We start from the raw sequence: 13,986 nt of genomic DNA on the forward strand, positions 1-13,986 counted from the left end.
ACCGGAACCCAAGGGTTTTCCACAAAGGACCGGTCAAGAACGACTGTCATACCGGAGAGGGCGTAACGGGAGGCCCCGGTCCCGCACCCCTACACCCCCGGCGCCGCCGAGAAGGCGCCCGGGTGGATCTGCTCCCGGGCGGCCGTGTACTGCTGGCGTACCGCCGCGCCGACCGCCGCCTCCTCGCCCGGCTCGAAGACCTGCGCCGCCGCGCCGCGCCAGTCGGGCGGGCTGTGCGGGGACAGTGTGTTCTTCGAGACACCCAGCGCCCAGGCGGCCTGCCGCGCCGCGCCGAGCGCCGCGTACTCGGCCGGCTCGGGCACGACGACCTGCGCCCCGAAGATCCCCGGCGCGGACGTCTGCACGGCGGGCAGCCCGGCCGCCGCCCCCAGCAGGAACACCCGCCGCACCTCGACCCCGCGCCCGCGCACCACGTCCATCGCGTCGGCCAGCGAGCAGAGCATCCCCTCGAACGCGGCCCGCGCCAGATGCTCCGGTTTCATCGACTCACGCCGCAGACCGGTCAACGTGCCCGCCGTGTGCGGCAGTTGCGGCGTCTTCTCGCCCTCCAGATAGGGCAGGAACACCAGACCGGACGCACCCGGCGTGGACTTGAGCGCCAGCGCCGACAGCTCGTCCAGGTCCTCGGTCCCGAGCAGCTCCGCCGTGCCGCGCAGCGCCCGTACGGCATTGAGCGTGTGGACGACCGGCAGATGCATCCCCGTGGCGTCCGCGAACGACGTGATCATCCCGGACGGGTCCGCCAGCGCCTCGTGGTGCACCGTCATCACCGACCCGGAGGCGCCCAGCGACACGACCGCGTCACCGATCCCGACGCCGAGCCCGAAGGCGGCGGCCATGGTCTCGCCCGTACCGGCGGATATCAGCAGCCCCTCGGGGGTGGTCCCGGCGGCCTCGGCCGGACCGAGCACCTCCGGCAGCGCCGCCTGGTGACCCAGCGCGAGCTCCATCAGATCCGGCCGGTACGCACCCGTGCGGGCCGACCAGAAACCGGAACCGGACGCCGCGCCCCGGTCCGTCGTCCGCCGGGCGGGCCGGCCGAGCAACTGCCACACCAGCCAGTCGTGCGGCTGGAGGATCATCGCCGTACGCCGCGCCGCGTCCGGTTCGTGCCGCGCCAGCCATCGCAGCTTCGCCACCGGCTGACCGGACTGCGGCACGGACCCGACGGCCTCGGCCCAGGCCTGCCGCCCGCCGAGCGCGTCGATCAGATCGGCGGCGGCGACCTGCGCGCGCTTGTCGTTGCCGAGCAGCGCGGGGCGTACGAGATTGCCGGACTGGTCCAGCGGCACGAGCCCGTGCTGCTGCGCGGAGACACCGATGGCCTCCACGCCCTCCAACAGCCCGCCGCCCGCGGCCTCGCCGAGCGACAGCAGCCAGGCCTGCGGATCGACCTCGGTGGCCTTGGCCTCCACGGGATGCGCCGCGTATCCCTGCTTCAGCACGGCACCCGTGTCCGCGTCACACACGACGATGCGCGTGGAACCCGACGAACTGTCCAACCCGGCGACTATTCCCATGGCACGATTCTGCCGCACGCGCGAAGCGGCGGCGGTGTCCGGGACCGCCCCGGGTGCCGGACACCCGGCACCGCCGGTCAGGTGTTGGTGGTCCCCCAGTCGTCCTCACCGTTGTGGTTGCGCGAGCGCAGCGACCGGACCCGGTCGGCGACGGACCCGGGGACCTTGTCCCCGACCTTGTCGCTCACCGAGTGGTACGCCTTGCCCGCGTACTCACGCCCGGACAGCGCCGCCGTCTCGGCGGCGTTGCGCACGGCCGGGTTCTGCGAGATCCGGCTGGCCGACTTCTTGAGCTGCTCGTAGCGCTCGCGCCCGGCCCTGGTACCCAGTACGTAACCGACAGCCAGTCCCGCGATGAACGTGAGGCGCCGCATGGCCTGCCACCCTTCGTTAGTTCGTTGGCATCGGACCTTGAGCCGTGACGTCCGCCTACCCCCCAGGCCCGAGATCACCCAGTGTGACCCGGCGGGATACCGATTGGCGGAGCACCCCCCTGCTTGCGCTAATGTATGTGTCGCAGCGAACGTCCGCCGCCCGGCAGAGCCGGGGTGGGTACGTTCGGTGCATACGCAGCAATCCCCTGTAGCTCAATTGGCAGAGCAGCCGGCTGTTAACCGGCAGGTTACTGGTTCGAGTCCAGTCGGGGGAGCGCGATCTCCTGTAGCTCAATTGGCAGAGCAGCCGGCTGTTAACCGGCAGGTTACTGGTTCGAGTCCAGTCGGGAGAGCAAGCACGGAAGAGGACCCCTCGGGGTCCTCTTTCTTGTGCCCGCGTCCGCCCGCCGACGGCGCGCGAACGGTACGGGGACGGTTCAAGGACCGTCTTCCGGGTGATCTTCGGGGTTCCTGGAACCGGCCGACGCGGGACGAAGTCCTCATGGTCAGGCGTTGCCGACCATCCGAGGCAGGAGATCGTATGAGCGGCTATGCTGCGGCAGACGGCGCGCACAAATGTGCGCGACGCGCCGTTAGGGGCGGTAGCTCAGCCGGTTAGAGCAGCGGACTCATAATCCGTCGGCCGTGGGTTCGAGTCCCACCCGCCCCACCGCGCGGCGCAGGTGACGAAACGTTTTCACCTGCGGGAACAGAATGCACGGACCGAGGCCCCAAGCGTGGAGGACACGCCGGGGCCTTTCTGCTCGCCCCGTGCTCGCCCGAGAGTTCGGCGATCAGGGAACGTGATCTCGGCCAGTGGATGTGCGGCCGGGTTCGAACGCGACGGAGCCCCGCCCCACGGGGGCCTTCAGGCCGGGCAGGGGGCGTTCTCGCCGCCGGACGGACGCGTGACGGCCGGTGTGCCTGACCGACGCGTCACGGCCGGTGTGCCTGACGGACGTGTCACGGCCGGGGTTTGTTCGCGAACACCCAACGGTTGCCCTCCAGCGCGTCGTTCTGCTCCGGCAGCGGGCCGCGGCCGTGGCGGTGGGTGAAGTCGAACGGGGTGTGGACCGATGCGGACCAGCCCTTGCTCCGTAGATCACCCGCCGAGTCGGGCCGTGGCTCGCCGTCGAACAGAGTGAGCAGGTCGATGCCGATCTGGTCCTTCGTGGAGACGTAGAGCGGGCTGTCGCGGTAGTCCAGCAGGTTCTTCTCCAGCTTGACCTCGAACGCCAGAGCGCTTCCCCCCGCGCTCAACCGGTCCACCGTGTCGATGAGATACGTCTCGGCCGTGATGGGCAGGTAGAACAGCAGCCCCTCGGCCAGCCAGGCGGTCGGTGCCGCCGCGTCGAAGCCGGCGTCCGTCAGTGCGCCGACCCAGTCGGCGCGCAGGTCGATCGGGATCGGTACGCGCGTCGCCTTCGCGGTGGCCGACAGTCCGTCGAGCACCTCGTGCTTGAACGCCAGCACGCCCTCCTGGTCGATCTCGAAGATCACGCAGCCGGGAGGCCAGTCGAGCCGGAAGGCCCGCGCGTCCAACCCCGCCCCGAGCAGGACAACTTGGCGGGCACCTCCCGCGTGCACCGACTGAAGCAGAAAGTCGTCCAGGACCCGCGTCCGCAGACCGAAGTAGCGCGCGAAACGTCCCCACAGCGGGTTCGCGTCCCCGTCCGGAACCTGTCCTATGTGGACCGGCCAGCTCGCGGACGCCGGTGCGGTGCGTACGAAGTGCTCCGCGTAGATGTCCTGGGCCAGGCTGTCGTGGCGGTGGGTCTCGATCGCCCGTGCCGCGGCGACCAGGAGGGCGGTCAGACCGACACCCCCCGCCACGCCTTCCGTGCTGGTGCTCCGATGCGCTGTGTCAGTCATGCTCATCCTTCCGGGATCAGGACGGGTTTGATCACGCGGCCCGCGTCGCAGTCGCGTTCGGCCTCGTTGATGTCGGCGAGTGGGTACGTACGGATCAGTTGGTCGAAAGGGAACCGCCCGGCCTGCCAGAGCGCGGTCAGCCGGGGGATCAGCAGTCCCGGCACCGCGTCCCCCTCGCAGATGTGGGAGATCCTGCGGCCCCGGTCCAGCGTCCCCGGCTCCAGCGGCAGCGCGGTGTGGAGCCGGGCCACCAGGCCGAGGTGGCCGGTCGGGCGCAGGGCCCGGAGCGCGTCGTTGATCAGCCGGGCGGAGCCCGTGGTGTCCAGCGCGTACCGCGCGCCGCCGTCGGTCAGCCGCCGGACGCGTTCGGGCAGGTCGGGCGGGCCGGCCGACGCGGCGTGCAGCGGGGTCGCGCCCAGCCGCTCGGCGAGGGCCAGCCGTTCCGGGTGCCGGTCGACGGCCACGGTCACCGCCCCGGCGGCGGTCGCCGCCATCACCGCCGCCAGGCCCACCGCTCCCGCGCCGAAGACCGCGAGGGTGTCGCCGGGGCCGACACCGAAGGAATTGAGGACCGCTCCGGCGCCGGTGAGGAAACCGCAGCCGAGCGGTCCGAGCAGTTCGAGGGGCAGCGAGGGATCGACCCGTACGGCGTTGCGGGCCGGGACCATCGCGTACGCGGCGAACGAGGACTGGCCGAACCACCGGGGGGCCAGTCCGCCCCCGGCCGTGTCGGTGAACCGTGCCGCGTTCTCCTCGCGCCCTCCGAAGAGGTTGAGCGAGGCGAAGGAGTCACAGTAGGCGGGGGCCGCGCCCATGCAGTTCCGGCAGTGTCCGCAGGAGTCGAAGCTCAGCACGACATGGTCGCCGACACTCAGGCCGGTGGCCGGGCCGCCCGTCTCCACCACGACCCCGGCTCCCTCGTGGCCGAGCACGGCCGGTAACGGGGAGCGGCCGGCCGAACGGCGGACCGCGAGATCGGTTCGGCACATCCCGCAGCCCGCGATCCTGACCAGGATCTCGCCGTCGGCCGGTCCCGAGTGCAGGATCACCTCCTCAAGGGCGAAACGGCTCTCGTACGAGCGCAGTACCGCCGCGCCGAACTTCCTCGTCATGCCTCCTCCGGGCGGTGCACGACGAACGGTCTGAGGTTTCCGTAGAGCCCCCAGGGCCCGCCCGCGACGCCGACACCGCTCTCCTTGATGCCCGCGAAGGGCTGGGCGAGGGAAAGCTCCGCGTGGTGGTTGATCCACGCCGTCCCGCACTCCAGCCGGTCGGCCACCGCCTCGGCCCGGTCGAGGTCGGTCCCCCATACCGAGCCGCCCAGTCCGAAGCGGGTGTCGTTGGCCGCCTCGACGGCCTCGTCCAGGCTGCTGTACGGCAGCACCGGCAGGACAGGACCGAACTGCTCCTCCGTCACCACCCGGCTGGCCGGCGGGACATCGGCCAGGACGGTCGGGGCGAAGAAGTAGCCCGGCCGGTCCAGCCGGTGGCCGCCGGCCACGGCTCGGGCGCCGTCCGCCAACGCCCGAGCCGTGTACTGGTCGACTCGGGCCAGTTGGGGGGCGTTGTTGACCGGCCCCAACTGTGAGCCCGGGTCGAGCCCGGCCCCCACGACCACGGTCCTGGCGTGCTGCGCGAGCGCCTCGACCACCTGTGAGTAGAGCCGGGCCGGGGCGTAGACTCGCTTGACCGCCATGCAGACCTGCCCGCAGTTGCGGAACGCCGCCCAGAACAGCCGCTCCGCGATCCGCTCCACATCAACGTCGTCCAGCAGGATGGCGGCGTCGTTGCCGCCCAACTCCAGGGTGACCCGGGCGAGCGAGGCCCCCGCGCCGGCCGCGACGGCCCGTCCGGTGGCTATGGAACCGGTGAAGGTCGTATGACGGATCCCCGGGTGGGAGGCGAGGCGGGCGCCGAGGGGTTCGTGACCGGTGACGATCGTCAGTACGTCCTCGGGGAGGGCGGTGGCGATGACCGATCCCAGCAGTCGGGTGGCGAGGGGCGTGTACGGGGAGGGTTTGAGCACCACCGTGTTGCCCGCGGCGAGCGCGGGCGCGAACTTCGCCGACGCGAGCTGCAGGGGAAAGTTCCACGGCACGATCGCGGTGACGGGCCCGAGCGGGCGCCAGCGGATCTCGCTGCGTACCGGCCGGCCGTCCGTGATCTTCTGGGGTTCGGCGGTCAGTTCTGCGAAGTAGCGCAGGCGGGCCGCCGTGCGGGCGACCTCCGCGTACGACTCGGCCAGGGGTTTGCCCTGTTCACGGGTGAGCAGGGGAGCGAGGTCGGCCCCGGCCGCCGCCACGGCGTCGGCAGCCGTGAGCAGCGCCTTGGCGCGGGCGAGGGGGTCGACCCGCCAGCCGAGCCAGGCCCGGTGAGCCCGCTCGACGACGGCGTCCAACTCGTCCGGCCGCTGGTCGGGAGCCTCGTCGAAGGCCTTGCCCGTAGCCGGATCGAGGACGGTGAAGCGCTCACCACGGGTCGTCGGCACCCGACAGGGCCGGCTTGTCGGCATGCCGGCGGTCAGCTCGCGGCGGTGACGGCGGTGACGGTGGCCGCGTGTTCCCGGGCATGCCGGTCCATCTCCGCCCGGAAGGCGGCCACCAGGTGCGGCTGAATCCGTCCCGTATCGCGGTCGCCTCGCTCGCAGACCGCCCCCCGTACCCCCACGATGTCCGTGCCGATGCCGGTGAGCACACCGAGGTCCCCCACCTTGACGCTGCCCGCGAGGGCGGCCAGCAGATCGGCCTCGTGGGCCAGCCTGACGAACTCCGCGCAGACGTCGGGCGGAACGTGGTCGAACAACCGTGTCCCGTCCTTGATCGCGGTGTCGAGCATGGCCGCGTCCGAGCCGGACCGGCGGGCGATGTCGGGCAGTGAGAGCGGGTTGACACAGCCGATCCGATGCGCGTCGGCGTACCCCGAGGCGACGACGAACGCGTCCGGCCGGTAGTCCTTCACCGCCCGGACGACCCCTCGCATCACATCGACGGCCTGCTCGGGCGTCGCGCATCCGTAGAGGCCGACCTTGATGTAGGTGGCTCCGGAGACAGCCGCGCCGAGCGCCGCCTGAGCCACCGTGCCGGGCTTGTACGGTACGTCTCCGACCGTGGCGGACACCGGCTTGTCGGCCGGGACCGCGTCACGGATCTCCCTGATCACCCAGGGGAAGTTGGCGCCGAGCGAGCCCTCGGCGGGTCTTTTGACATCGACGATGTCGAGGTGTTCCGCCGCCTTCACACAGTCGAGGGCTTCTTCGACACTGTCGGGAGAGATGAGAAGCAACAACGTGGATTCCTTCCACCGCATGCCGACCGGCAAGGGCCAGATATGCGGAGTCGTCTGGATCACGTGCGGTCCGCTCATCATTTCCGGGGGCCGTGACCCTTGGCAGGGCGCGCGGAGAATCACCCGGGTCACTGCCCTCGGCCGCCCACGCCCCCGGCGCGAGACGGTCCCACCGAGCCGCGGGCCCTCTCAGTCGTTCAGTCGTTCAGCAGCGCCGGCGCGCCCAAGCCGGTGTGGACGGACGACCGTTCGCGTCGGGTGGTGAAGCGGAGGGCGGTGCGGGCCTGCCGCCAGGAGCGGTCGGGGCTGTCGGCGGCGCCGATGCCCGCGCGTACGTCCGCCGGGAGACGCGCCGTGTCGACGGTGGTGGCCAGGATGACGCCGATGCCGGCGAGCGGCGCCGCCTTCACGGGGCGGGCCGGGCAGCGCGGGGCGCCGATCCGTTCGAGCGGAAGCCGTGAGCGTACGGCGACGACGCCGACCGGCATCATCCCCGTCCTTCCTTCGGGTAGCCCGGCGCGTCATTCGGGGGCATCCGGCGCGTTCTCCGCTCCCTCCTGACGAAGGGTGAGGCCCGACACCTGTGCCGTTCGGGCACGGGGAAGGAGACGGGACGCGATGGGAACAGACAACATCGACACCAGGCTGCTGAGGGAACTCACCGAGCAGTCGCAAGATCTGAACAGCGACGCGCTGCGCGTCACCAACGCCGCGCTGACCGATTACAGCGAGACCGCCGAACCGGCGAACAGGCGCTGGTGGCGGCGGAGCGGCGCGCTGCTGGGTGGGCTCGGGGCCGCGACCCTGCTGGGATCCGGGCGGGCGGCGGCCGCGAGCAACGACATCATGGCGTTGCAGACCGCGGCGTCGCTGGAGAACCTGGCGGTGAACGTCTACCGGACGGCCGCCGGACTGTCGTTCATCAAGAACGGCAACAAGACCGTGCTCGCGTTCATCACGAAGACCACGGAGCAGCACCTCGCCCACGGCAAGGCGTTCAACTCGGCGGCCACGAAGGCCGGCGGCAAGGCCCAGACCGAGCCCGACCCGAAGTACGCGGCCATCGTCAATGAGCAGCTGCCGTCGCTCAAGACGCCGGCGGACGTGGTCAAGCTGGCCATCACGCTGGAGGACGTCGCCGCGCAGACGTACACGAAGAACGTCGGGCAGGTCCAGGACGCGAATCTGCGGCAGCTGTTCGCCTCGGTCGCGCCCGTCGAGGCCCAGCACCGGGCCACGCTGCTGGCGGTGCAGGCGCTGCTGGCCGCTGACCTGAACGCTCTCGTGGCGATTCCCACGGACGCCGCGAAGCTCCCCGCCGCCGCGGGCAGCGTCGGCATCCCCGACACCTTCTACCCCACCAAGGACGCATCGCCGGTCAGCGAAGGGGCCGTGAAATGAGCAGCGACAACAAGGGCGGCCGGGAGCTGCCGATCAGCGAGGGCGAACTGTCCCGGCTGACCAGGGAATTGGACGAGGCGCACCGGGCGACCCTGCCGGTGATGACCGCGTCCGCCGCCGGCCTCTCGCAGGAGCTGCGGGATCTCGGCGCCGTAACCCCGGACGGCGGTCAGGAGCGGCACCCGCACCTGGCGCGCCGCCGCTTCCTGGTGGGCGCCGGCGCGTCCGCGGCGATGCTCGCGCTCGCCGCGTGCGGCGGCAAGTCCGAGATCGACGCGGCGGGCCCCAGCCCCAGCCCGTCCGGGACCGGAAGCTCACCGTCGGGGTCCGGCACCTACACCGGCGACCTGTTGGTCGTCGCGCTGGCGGTGGCCCTGGAGAACCAGGCCGTGGGCGCGTACGACGCGGCACTGAAGGCGGCCACGGCGGGCAAGCTCGGCACCGTACCGGTGGCGTTCACGACGTTCGCGCAGACGGCGATGGCGCAGCACAAGGACCACGCGAACGCGTGGAACGCGGTCCTGGCGTCGTCCGGCAAGCCCACGATCACCGACGTTCCGCTGTCCAACCAGGAGGCGGTCACCAAGGCGCTGGGCCAGGTCAAGGACGTGCCCGGAGTGGCGAAGCTGGCGCTGCAACTGGAGGACCAGGCGGCGCAGACGTACGTGTTCGCGACGTTCAACGTCAAGAGCGCGGGGGGGATCAACACCGCGGCGACGATCGCCCCGGTCGAGGCGATGCACGCGGCGATCCTGCACTACGTGCTGGGGCAGTACCCGGTGCCGGACACCTTCATCGGCACCGACAAGGCGGCCAGCCCGACCCTGTTGACCGTCTGACCCACCCGTGGTCCGACCCGGCGGCCCGTCGCCCTTCGACCACACGGGGCCGACCGGAATCCGGGTCAGGTGCGCGTCCCCGCTCGCACCTGGCCCACTCGTCCTGGCCCACTCGTCCTGGCCCCCTCGTCCCGGTCAGCTGTCCTTCGCGACGGGCCGGAGCGTCTTCGTCATCACGTCCTCCGTGGTCACGCCGTCGGACAGCCGGTCCCCTCGCTCGTCGGTGCGGACGAAGCCGTTACGGCGGTACAGCGCGGCGGCCGGTTCGTTGCCCGGGATCACCGCGAGCCTCAGCGTCGTGGCACCCGACTGCCGCGCCCATGTCTCGACCGCGGCGATCAGCCGGTCCGCGACACCGAGACCCCGCGCCCCGGGACCGACCCACACCGACCTCAGCTCGCACACACCGCTGTCCCCGGGCACGCCGCTCGCCATGCCGACGGCGGCCCGGCCGACGACGCGCATTCGCGGGCGATTCCCCGTCCCGCGCCCGCAGAAGCAAGGTAAAAGCCGCCCCAAGGCCCGCAGATATGATTCCGCCGCCCGCCCGGCGGGCATCACCCCGTCGCGGTGTCGCGCGTGCGCCGTTCGAAGGGGGATATTCGATGGGTCGACTCAAGACGCCACCCGGCGGCCCTCCTTCCGTACGTACCGGGGCCTTCGCCCTGCTCGGTGAGGTGGGATGTCCCGGCACGCTGACCGTCGCCGATCTGCGGGAGGGCTGGGAGCAGCACCGCGCCGACGTGGTCTTCGAGTGCGCGAGCAGCGGGCCCCGGCATCACACCTTCGAGGGGCCGCTCCTGCGCGAGGTCGTCGCCGACGCGCGGCCGGACTTCGACGTACGGCGCCGGCGGGACCGGTCCCGCTTCCTGCTGGCCGTCACCGGCGGGGACGGGCATCACACGGTGCTGTCCTGGGGCGAGATCGACCCCGACTTCGGTGCCGTGCCCGCCCTGCTCGCCACCACGCTCGACGGGGTGGCCCTGGACCTGGTGGGCAGTCAGCTCGTCGTACCCACCGACCGCTGCGGGGCGCGCTACATCAGCGCGATCACGAGCGTGTGGGTCGGCGCCCGTCTCGTTCCCGGCCCGGCTCCCGTGCCCGTGTGAGCCGGTCGCCGGCTTTGGGGGTTCCTCCAAGGTGCCGCGCATCTGCCATGGATAATCACCTCAAACCTTGCAAATGCGAGGCTGGCGGCCTATCTTTCCGCGCATGCAGTCCTACACAATCGGTCAGGCGGCACGCCTGCTGGGCGTCAGCACCGACACCGCCCGTCGGTGGGCCGACGCCGGCCGGGTCGCCACCCATCGCGACGAGGGCGGGCGGCGGCTCATCGACGGCCGCGACCTGGCCGCGTTCTCGATCGAGGTCGGCCAGAGCGGCAACGGCGGCGAGGAGGAGGTCTCGTACACCTCCGCCCGCAACGCGTTCCCCGGCATCGTCACCGCCGTCAAGCTCGGTGACGTCGCGGCCCAGGTCGAGATCCAGGCCGGGCCGCACCGGCTCGTCTCGCTCCTGACCAGGGAGGCCGTGGAGGAGCTGGGCCTGGAGGTCGGCATGCAGGCCACCGCCCGCGTGAAGTCGACCAGCGTGCACATCGACCGCGTCTGACCCTCGTCGCAGATCAGCCGCTCCGCCTCACCCCAGCTTTCCAGCCTTCCAGGGAGTCCTCACCCTCATGTCTTTCACCCTCAGCACCGCCGCACGTCGCGCCGCGGCCACCGCGCTCACCGCGGCCCTGTTCGTCCCGCTGACCGCGTGCGGCGGCGACGACAGCGACGACAGCGACACCGGTGCCAAGTCCACCGAGTCGGCCACCGCCACCGGCGCCCCCAAGGCGGACCTGACCGTTCTCGCCGCCTCGTCGCTCACCGACGTCTTCAAGACGGCGGGCGCCGCGTACGAGAAGGAGAACCCCGGCACCAAGGTGACGTTCTCCTTCGCCGGTTCCCAGGAACTCGCCGCGCAGGTCGAACAGGGCGCCCCCGCAGACGCGTTGGTCACCGCCGACACCAAGACCATGGACGGTCTGAAGGGTGACACCGGCACGCCGACCGTCATCGCCAAGAACCGGCTCGTCATCGCCACCGAAGAGGGCAACCCGGAGAAGATCGAGAACCTCAAGGACCTCGCCGACCCCAAGCTCAAGGTCGTCCTCGCGGCGCCCGAGGTCCCGGTCGGCCGGTACAGCGAGCAGGTCCTCGACGCGCAGAAGATCGACGTGAAGCCGGTCTCCGAGGAGCCGAACGTCCGCGCCGTCCTCAGCAAGGTCGAACTCGGCGAGGCCGACGCCGGAATCGTCTACAAGACGGACGCGGCCACCGCCACGGACAAGGTGGACGCGATCGAGATCCCCGACGCGCAGAACGCCGTCGCCGAATACCCGGCCGCCACGCTCAAGACGTCCGAACACGCCGAAGCGGCTGCCGCGTTCGTCGCGTGGCTCAGCACCCCCGAGGCGCAGAAGCTCCTCCAGGACGCGGGCTTCCAGCAGCCGTAACCCACGTCGACTCCCGTTCAACTCGCGTGCGTGCGTGCGTGAGTGAGAAGGCGGGTGGGGCGGTCGGCGGTTCGGCAGCCGCCCGCCCGCCCGTCGCAGCAGCCGAAGCAGCCCGCAGGAGCCCGATGAGCCGTCTCAGCCTGATCCGCCGGGCGCCGGGCCGTACCCGTACGCGCACCCGTACCCGTACCCGTACTCCCGTCGCGCTCGCCGTCCCCGCGCTGCTCGCCGTCGCGTTCCTGCTTCTGCCGCTCATCGGGATCCTCGCCCGCACCTCCTGGGGCGAGGTCGGTACGCATCTGACCAGCCCCGGAGTCGTCGAGGCGCTGGAACTCTCGCTCCTCGTCTCCTTCTGGGCGCTCGCGCTCTCCCTGGTCCTCGGGGTGCCGCTGGCCTGGCTGCTGGCGCGGGTGGATTTCCCCGGCAAGGCGTTCGTACGGTCCCTGGTCCTGCTGCCGATGGTGCTGCCGCCCACCGTCGGCGGCGTCGCGCTGCTCCTCGCGTTCGGGCGGCGCGGACTCCTCGGCCCGTGGCTGGAGGACACGTTCGGCATCACGCTGCCGTTCCACACCTCGGGCGCGGTCGTGGCGGCGACGTTCGTCGCGATGCCGTTCCTCGTCATCAGCCTCGAAGGCGCGCTGGGCGGACTGCGCCCCACCTACGAGGAGACCGCCGCGTCCCTCGGCGCCTCGCCGGTACGGGTGTTCGCCACCGTCACCCTGCCGATGGTCGCCCCCGGGCTGCTCGCCGGGGCCGCGCTGACCTGGGCGCGGGCGCTGGGTGAGTTCGGCGCGACCATCACCTTCGCGGGGAATCTGCCCGGCACCACCCAGACTCTCCCGCTCCAGGTGTATCTGCTGCTCCAGAGCTCGCCGGAGGCCGCGACCTCCGTGTCGCTGCTGCTGCTCGCCATCGCCATGGCCGTGCTGATCGCGCTGCGCGGGCGCTGGACGGGTACGCCACGCGACACCGCCGAGGCCGCCGACAGGCGCCGGAAGCAGGCCACTTCACCGGACGACGACGACCCCGGGGCGGTGACGGACGCGGCTCCCACGGCGCCCCTGGCCCTCGTCGAGCAAGGTGGACCGACGACCGTCGAGGAACGGTGGGCGCTGCACGCCGACGTCACCGGCTTCACCCGCCTCACGCTCGACGCCGAACCCGGCACCACCATCGCCGTAGTGGGCCCCAACGGCGCCGGCAAGACCACCCTCCTGCGCGCCCTCCTCGGTCTGACCCCACGCGCCCACGCCGAGCTGCGCCTCGGCGCGCTCGACGTCACGGGGCTGCCACCGCACCGCCGGGGTGTCGCCTGGGTACCCCAGGACGGCGCGCTGTTCCCGCACTTGAGCGCTCTGAGCAACACGGCGTACGGGCTCCGCGCCCACGGCGTCACGCGCGCCGAGGCCCGCCGGACCGCCCAACTGTGGCTCGACCGGCTCGGGGTGGGCCACCTCGCGCACCGCAGGCCCGCCCAGGTCTCCGGCGGTCAGGCCCAACGAGTGGCACTGGCCAGGGCGTTGGCGACCAGTCCCCGGCTGCTGCTGCTCGACGAGCCGCTGGCCGCGCTCGACCAGACGACCCGCGCACGGGTACGGCACACCCTGCGCAGTCACCTCGACGGCTTCGGCGGAGTCTGTCTGATGGTCACTCACGATCCGGTGGAGGCCGTGTCGTTGGCCGACCGCGTACTCGTCCTGGACGAGGGCCGCGTCGTCCAGGACGCGCCGCCCGCCGACGTCACCCGCCACCCCCGCTCGCCGTGGGTGGCCCGGATGCTCGGCCGGAACGCCTGGCCCGGCACCGCGACCGCCGACGGCCTCGCGCTCACCGACGGCGGCCTGCTGGTCGTCGCCGATCCGCTGCCCCCGGGCACACGCGCGCTGGCGATCATCGCGCCGGAGGCCGTGTCCGTGCACCGCGACCGGCCGAGCGGCAGCCCCCGTAACGTCTGGCCCGGCACCGTACGCGAGATCACCTCCAGCGGCAGCCGGCTGCGGGTGCTGATCACCTCGGCGCAGGCACCGGACCTCGTGGCCGAGATCACCCCGCAGGCCGCCGTCGAACTCGGACTGGCCGACGGGGTGCCCGTCTGGACGAGCGTGAAGGCGACGGAGGCGACCGTGGTCGCCGGGTGACTCCGCACCCGGCGTAGCCTGCGGACATCCCCGTAA

Annotated in this window: 14 protein-coding genes and 3 tRNA genes; 9 read left to right on the forward strand and 8 right to left on the reverse strand. The window is 71.8% G+C overall.

Translation table 11 applies throughout. The annotated features are described in order from the left end of the window. Positions 1–89: 89 nt before the first annotated feature. The gene (locus ACFT9I_RS28685; RefSeq protein WP_382568941.1) at positions 90–1,541 is read right to left on the reverse strand and encodes an FGGY family carbohydrate kinase; all 1,452 of its coding nucleotides are present in this window, start codon (positions 1,539–1,541) and stop codon (positions 90–92) included. Positions 1,542–1,618: 77 nt separating this feature from the next. Beyond that, positions 1,619–1,915 (reverse strand): hypothetical protein, encoded by a 297-nt coding sequence (locus ACFT9I_RS28690; protein ID WP_023541990.1) that lies wholly within the window; start codon positions 1,913–1,915, stop codon positions 1,619–1,621. Positions 1,916–2,117: 202 nt separating this feature from the next. Between ACFT9I_RS28690 and ACFT9I_RS28695 the strand changes: the two genes are divergently transcribed. From ACFT9I_RS28695 to ACFT9I_RS28705, 3 genes are all read left to right on the forward strand, one after another. Then, positions 2,118–2,190 (forward strand) — tRNA-Asn (locus ACFT9I_RS28695). Positions 2,191–2,195: 5 nt separating this feature from the next. Next, positions 2,196–2,268 (forward strand) — tRNA-Asn (locus ACFT9I_RS28700). Between the two features lie 243 nt (positions 2,269–2,511). Further along, positions 2,512–2,585: transfer RNA gene (locus ACFT9I_RS28705), tRNA-Ile, on the forward strand. Positions 2,586–2,878: 293 nt separating this feature from the next. On the opposite strand, the gene ACFT9I_RS28710 is transcribed toward ACFT9I_RS28705, so the two are convergent. From ACFT9I_RS28710 to ACFT9I_RS28730, 5 genes are all read right to left on the reverse strand, one after another. Further along, the gene (locus ACFT9I_RS28710; protein WP_382568943.1) at positions 2,879–3,787 is read right to left on the reverse strand and encodes a class I SAM-dependent methyltransferase; all 909 of its coding nucleotides are present in this window, start codon (positions 3,785–3,787) and stop codon (positions 2,879–2,881) included. 2 nt (positions 3,788–3,789) lie between these two features. After that, positions 3,790–4,899, reverse strand: coding sequence for an NAD(P)-dependent alcohol dehydrogenase (locus ACFT9I_RS28715; RefSeq protein WP_382568945.1), 1,110 nt, complete (start codon positions 4,897–4,899; stop codon positions 3,790–3,792). Continuing rightward, positions 4,896–6,299: an aldehyde dehydrogenase family protein gene (locus tag ACFT9I_RS28720; RefSeq protein ID WP_382568947.1), complete on the reverse strand. Its 1,404-nt coding sequence runs from the start codon at positions 6,297–6,299 to the stop codon at positions 4,896–4,898. Before ACFT9I_RS28720 ends, ACFT9I_RS28715 begins: the two co-directional genes overlap by 4 nt. 8 nt (positions 6,300–6,307) lie before the next feature. Beyond that, positions 6,308–7,072: a (5-formylfuran-3-yl)methyl phosphate synthase gene (locus ACFT9I_RS28725; RefSeq protein WP_382568949.1), complete on the reverse strand. Its 765-nt coding sequence runs from the start codon at positions 7,070–7,072 to the stop codon at positions 6,308–6,310. 197 nt (positions 7,073–7,269) lie between these two features. Beyond that, positions 7,270–7,563, reverse strand: coding sequence for a hypothetical protein (locus ACFT9I_RS28730; protein WP_382568951.1), 294 nt, complete (start codon positions 7,561–7,563; stop codon positions 7,270–7,272). A 127-nt stretch (positions 7,564–7,690) separates the two neighbouring features. Between ACFT9I_RS28730 and ACFT9I_RS28735 the strand changes: the two genes are divergently transcribed. Beyond that, the gene (locus tag ACFT9I_RS28735; protein ID WP_382568953.1) at positions 7,691–8,473 is read left to right on the forward strand and encodes a ferritin-like domain-containing protein; all 783 of its coding nucleotides are present in this window, start codon (positions 7,691–7,693) and stop codon (positions 8,471–8,473) included. Further along, positions 8,470–9,312 (forward strand): ferritin-like domain-containing protein, encoded by an 843-nt coding sequence (locus ACFT9I_RS28740; protein WP_382568954.1) that lies wholly within the window; start codon positions 8,470–8,472, stop codon positions 9,310–9,312. The genes ACFT9I_RS28735 and ACFT9I_RS28740 overlap by 4 nt, the downstream gene beginning before the upstream one ends. Before the next feature lie 135 nt (positions 9,313–9,447). On the opposite strand, the gene ACFT9I_RS28745 is transcribed toward ACFT9I_RS28740, so the two are convergent. Next, complete coding sequence (locus ACFT9I_RS28745) at positions 9,448–9,777, reverse strand: GNAT family N-acetyltransferase (RefSeq protein ID WP_382568956.1); 330 nt, start codon at positions 9,775–9,777, stop codon at positions 9,448–9,450. Between the two features lie 140 nt (positions 9,778–9,917). On the opposite strand from ACFT9I_RS28745, the gene ACFT9I_RS28750 reads away from it, so the two are divergent. From ACFT9I_RS28750 to ACFT9I_RS28765, 4 genes are all read left to right on the forward strand, one after another. Continuing rightward, positions 9,918–10,421 (forward strand): molybdopterin-dependent oxidoreductase, encoded by a 504-nt coding sequence (locus tag ACFT9I_RS28750; protein WP_382568958.1) that lies wholly within the window; start codon positions 9,918–9,920, stop codon positions 10,419–10,421. A gap of 103 nt (positions 10,422–10,524) precedes the next feature. Further along, entirely contained in the window at positions 10,525–10,923 is a 399-nt protein-coding gene (locus ACFT9I_RS28755; protein WP_382568960.1) for a molybdopterin-binding protein, read from the forward strand. Positions 10,924–10,990: 67 nt separating this feature from the next. Then, on the forward strand, positions 10,991–11,812 hold the full coding sequence (gene modA, locus ACFT9I_RS28760) for a molybdate ABC transporter substrate-binding protein (RefSeq protein ID WP_382568962.1): 822 nt from the start codon (positions 10,991–10,993) through the stop codon (positions 11,810–11,812). Between the two features lie 125 nt (positions 11,813–11,937). Next, a complete protein-coding gene (locus tag ACFT9I_RS28765; protein WP_382568964.1) occupies positions 11,938–13,950 on the forward strand; it encodes an ABC transporter permease in 2,013 nt (670 codons plus the stop codon). Positions 13,951–13,986: the final 36 nt, after the last annotated feature.

The organism is Streptomyces sp. NPDC057137, assembly GCF_042670825.1.
GTDB lineage: Bacteria > Actinomycetota > Actinomycetes > Streptomycetales > Streptomycetaceae > Streptomyces.

Excerpts from the sequence above, each read along its gene's own strand:
- ACFT9I_RS28750 (WP_382568958.1), top strand. The coding sequence starts at position 9,918 with ATGGGTCGACTCAAGACGCCACCCGGCGGCCCTCCTTCCGTACGTACC.
- ACFT9I_RS28755 (WP_382568960.1), top strand. The coding sequence starts at position 10,525 with ATGCAGTCCTACACAATCGGTCAGGCGGCACGCCTGCTGGGCGTCAGC.
- ACFT9I_RS28710 (WP_382568943.1), bottom strand. The coding sequence starts at position 3,787 with ATGACTGACACAGCGCATCGGAGCACCAGCACGGAAGGCGTGGCGGGG.
- ACFT9I_RS28730 (WP_382568951.1), bottom strand. The coding sequence starts at position 7,563 with ATGATGCCGGTCGGCGTCGTCGCCGTACGCTCACGGCTTCCGCTCGAA.
- ACFT9I_RS28685 (WP_382568941.1), bottom strand. The coding sequence starts at position 1,541 with ATGGGAATAGTCGCCGGGTTGGACAGTTCGTCGGGTTCCACGCGCATC.
- ACFT9I_RS28690 (WP_023541990.1), bottom strand. The coding sequence starts at position 1,915 with ATGCGGCGCCTCACGTTCATCGCGGGACTGGCTGTCGGTTACGTACTG.
- ACFT9I_RS28745 (WP_382568956.1), bottom strand. The coding sequence starts at position 9,777 with ATGCGCGTCGTCGGCCGGGCCGCCGTCGGCATGGCGAGCGGCGTGCCC.
- modA (WP_382568962.1), top strand. The coding sequence starts at position 10,991 with ATGTCTTTCACCCTCAGCACCGCCGCACGTCGCGCCGCGGCCACCGCG.
- ACFT9I_RS28715 (WP_382568945.1), bottom strand. The coding sequence starts at position 4,899 with ATGACGAGGAAGTTCGGCGCGGCGGTACTGCGCTCGTACGAGAGCCGT.
- ACFT9I_RS28720 (WP_382568947.1), bottom strand. The coding sequence starts at position 6,299 with ATGCCGACAAGCCGGCCCTGTCGGGTGCCGACGACCCGTGGTGAGCGC.
- ACFT9I_RS28740 (WP_382568954.1), top strand. The coding sequence starts at position 8,470 with ATGAGCAGCGACAACAAGGGCGGCCGGGAGCTGCCGATCAGCGAGGGC.
- ACFT9I_RS28735 (WP_382568953.1), top strand. The coding sequence starts at position 7,691 with ATGGGAACAGACAACATCGACACCAGGCTGCTGAGGGAACTCACCGAG.
- ACFT9I_RS28765 (WP_382568964.1), top strand. The coding sequence starts at position 11,938 with ATGAGCCGTCTCAGCCTGATCCGCCGGGCGCCGGGCCGTACCCGTACG.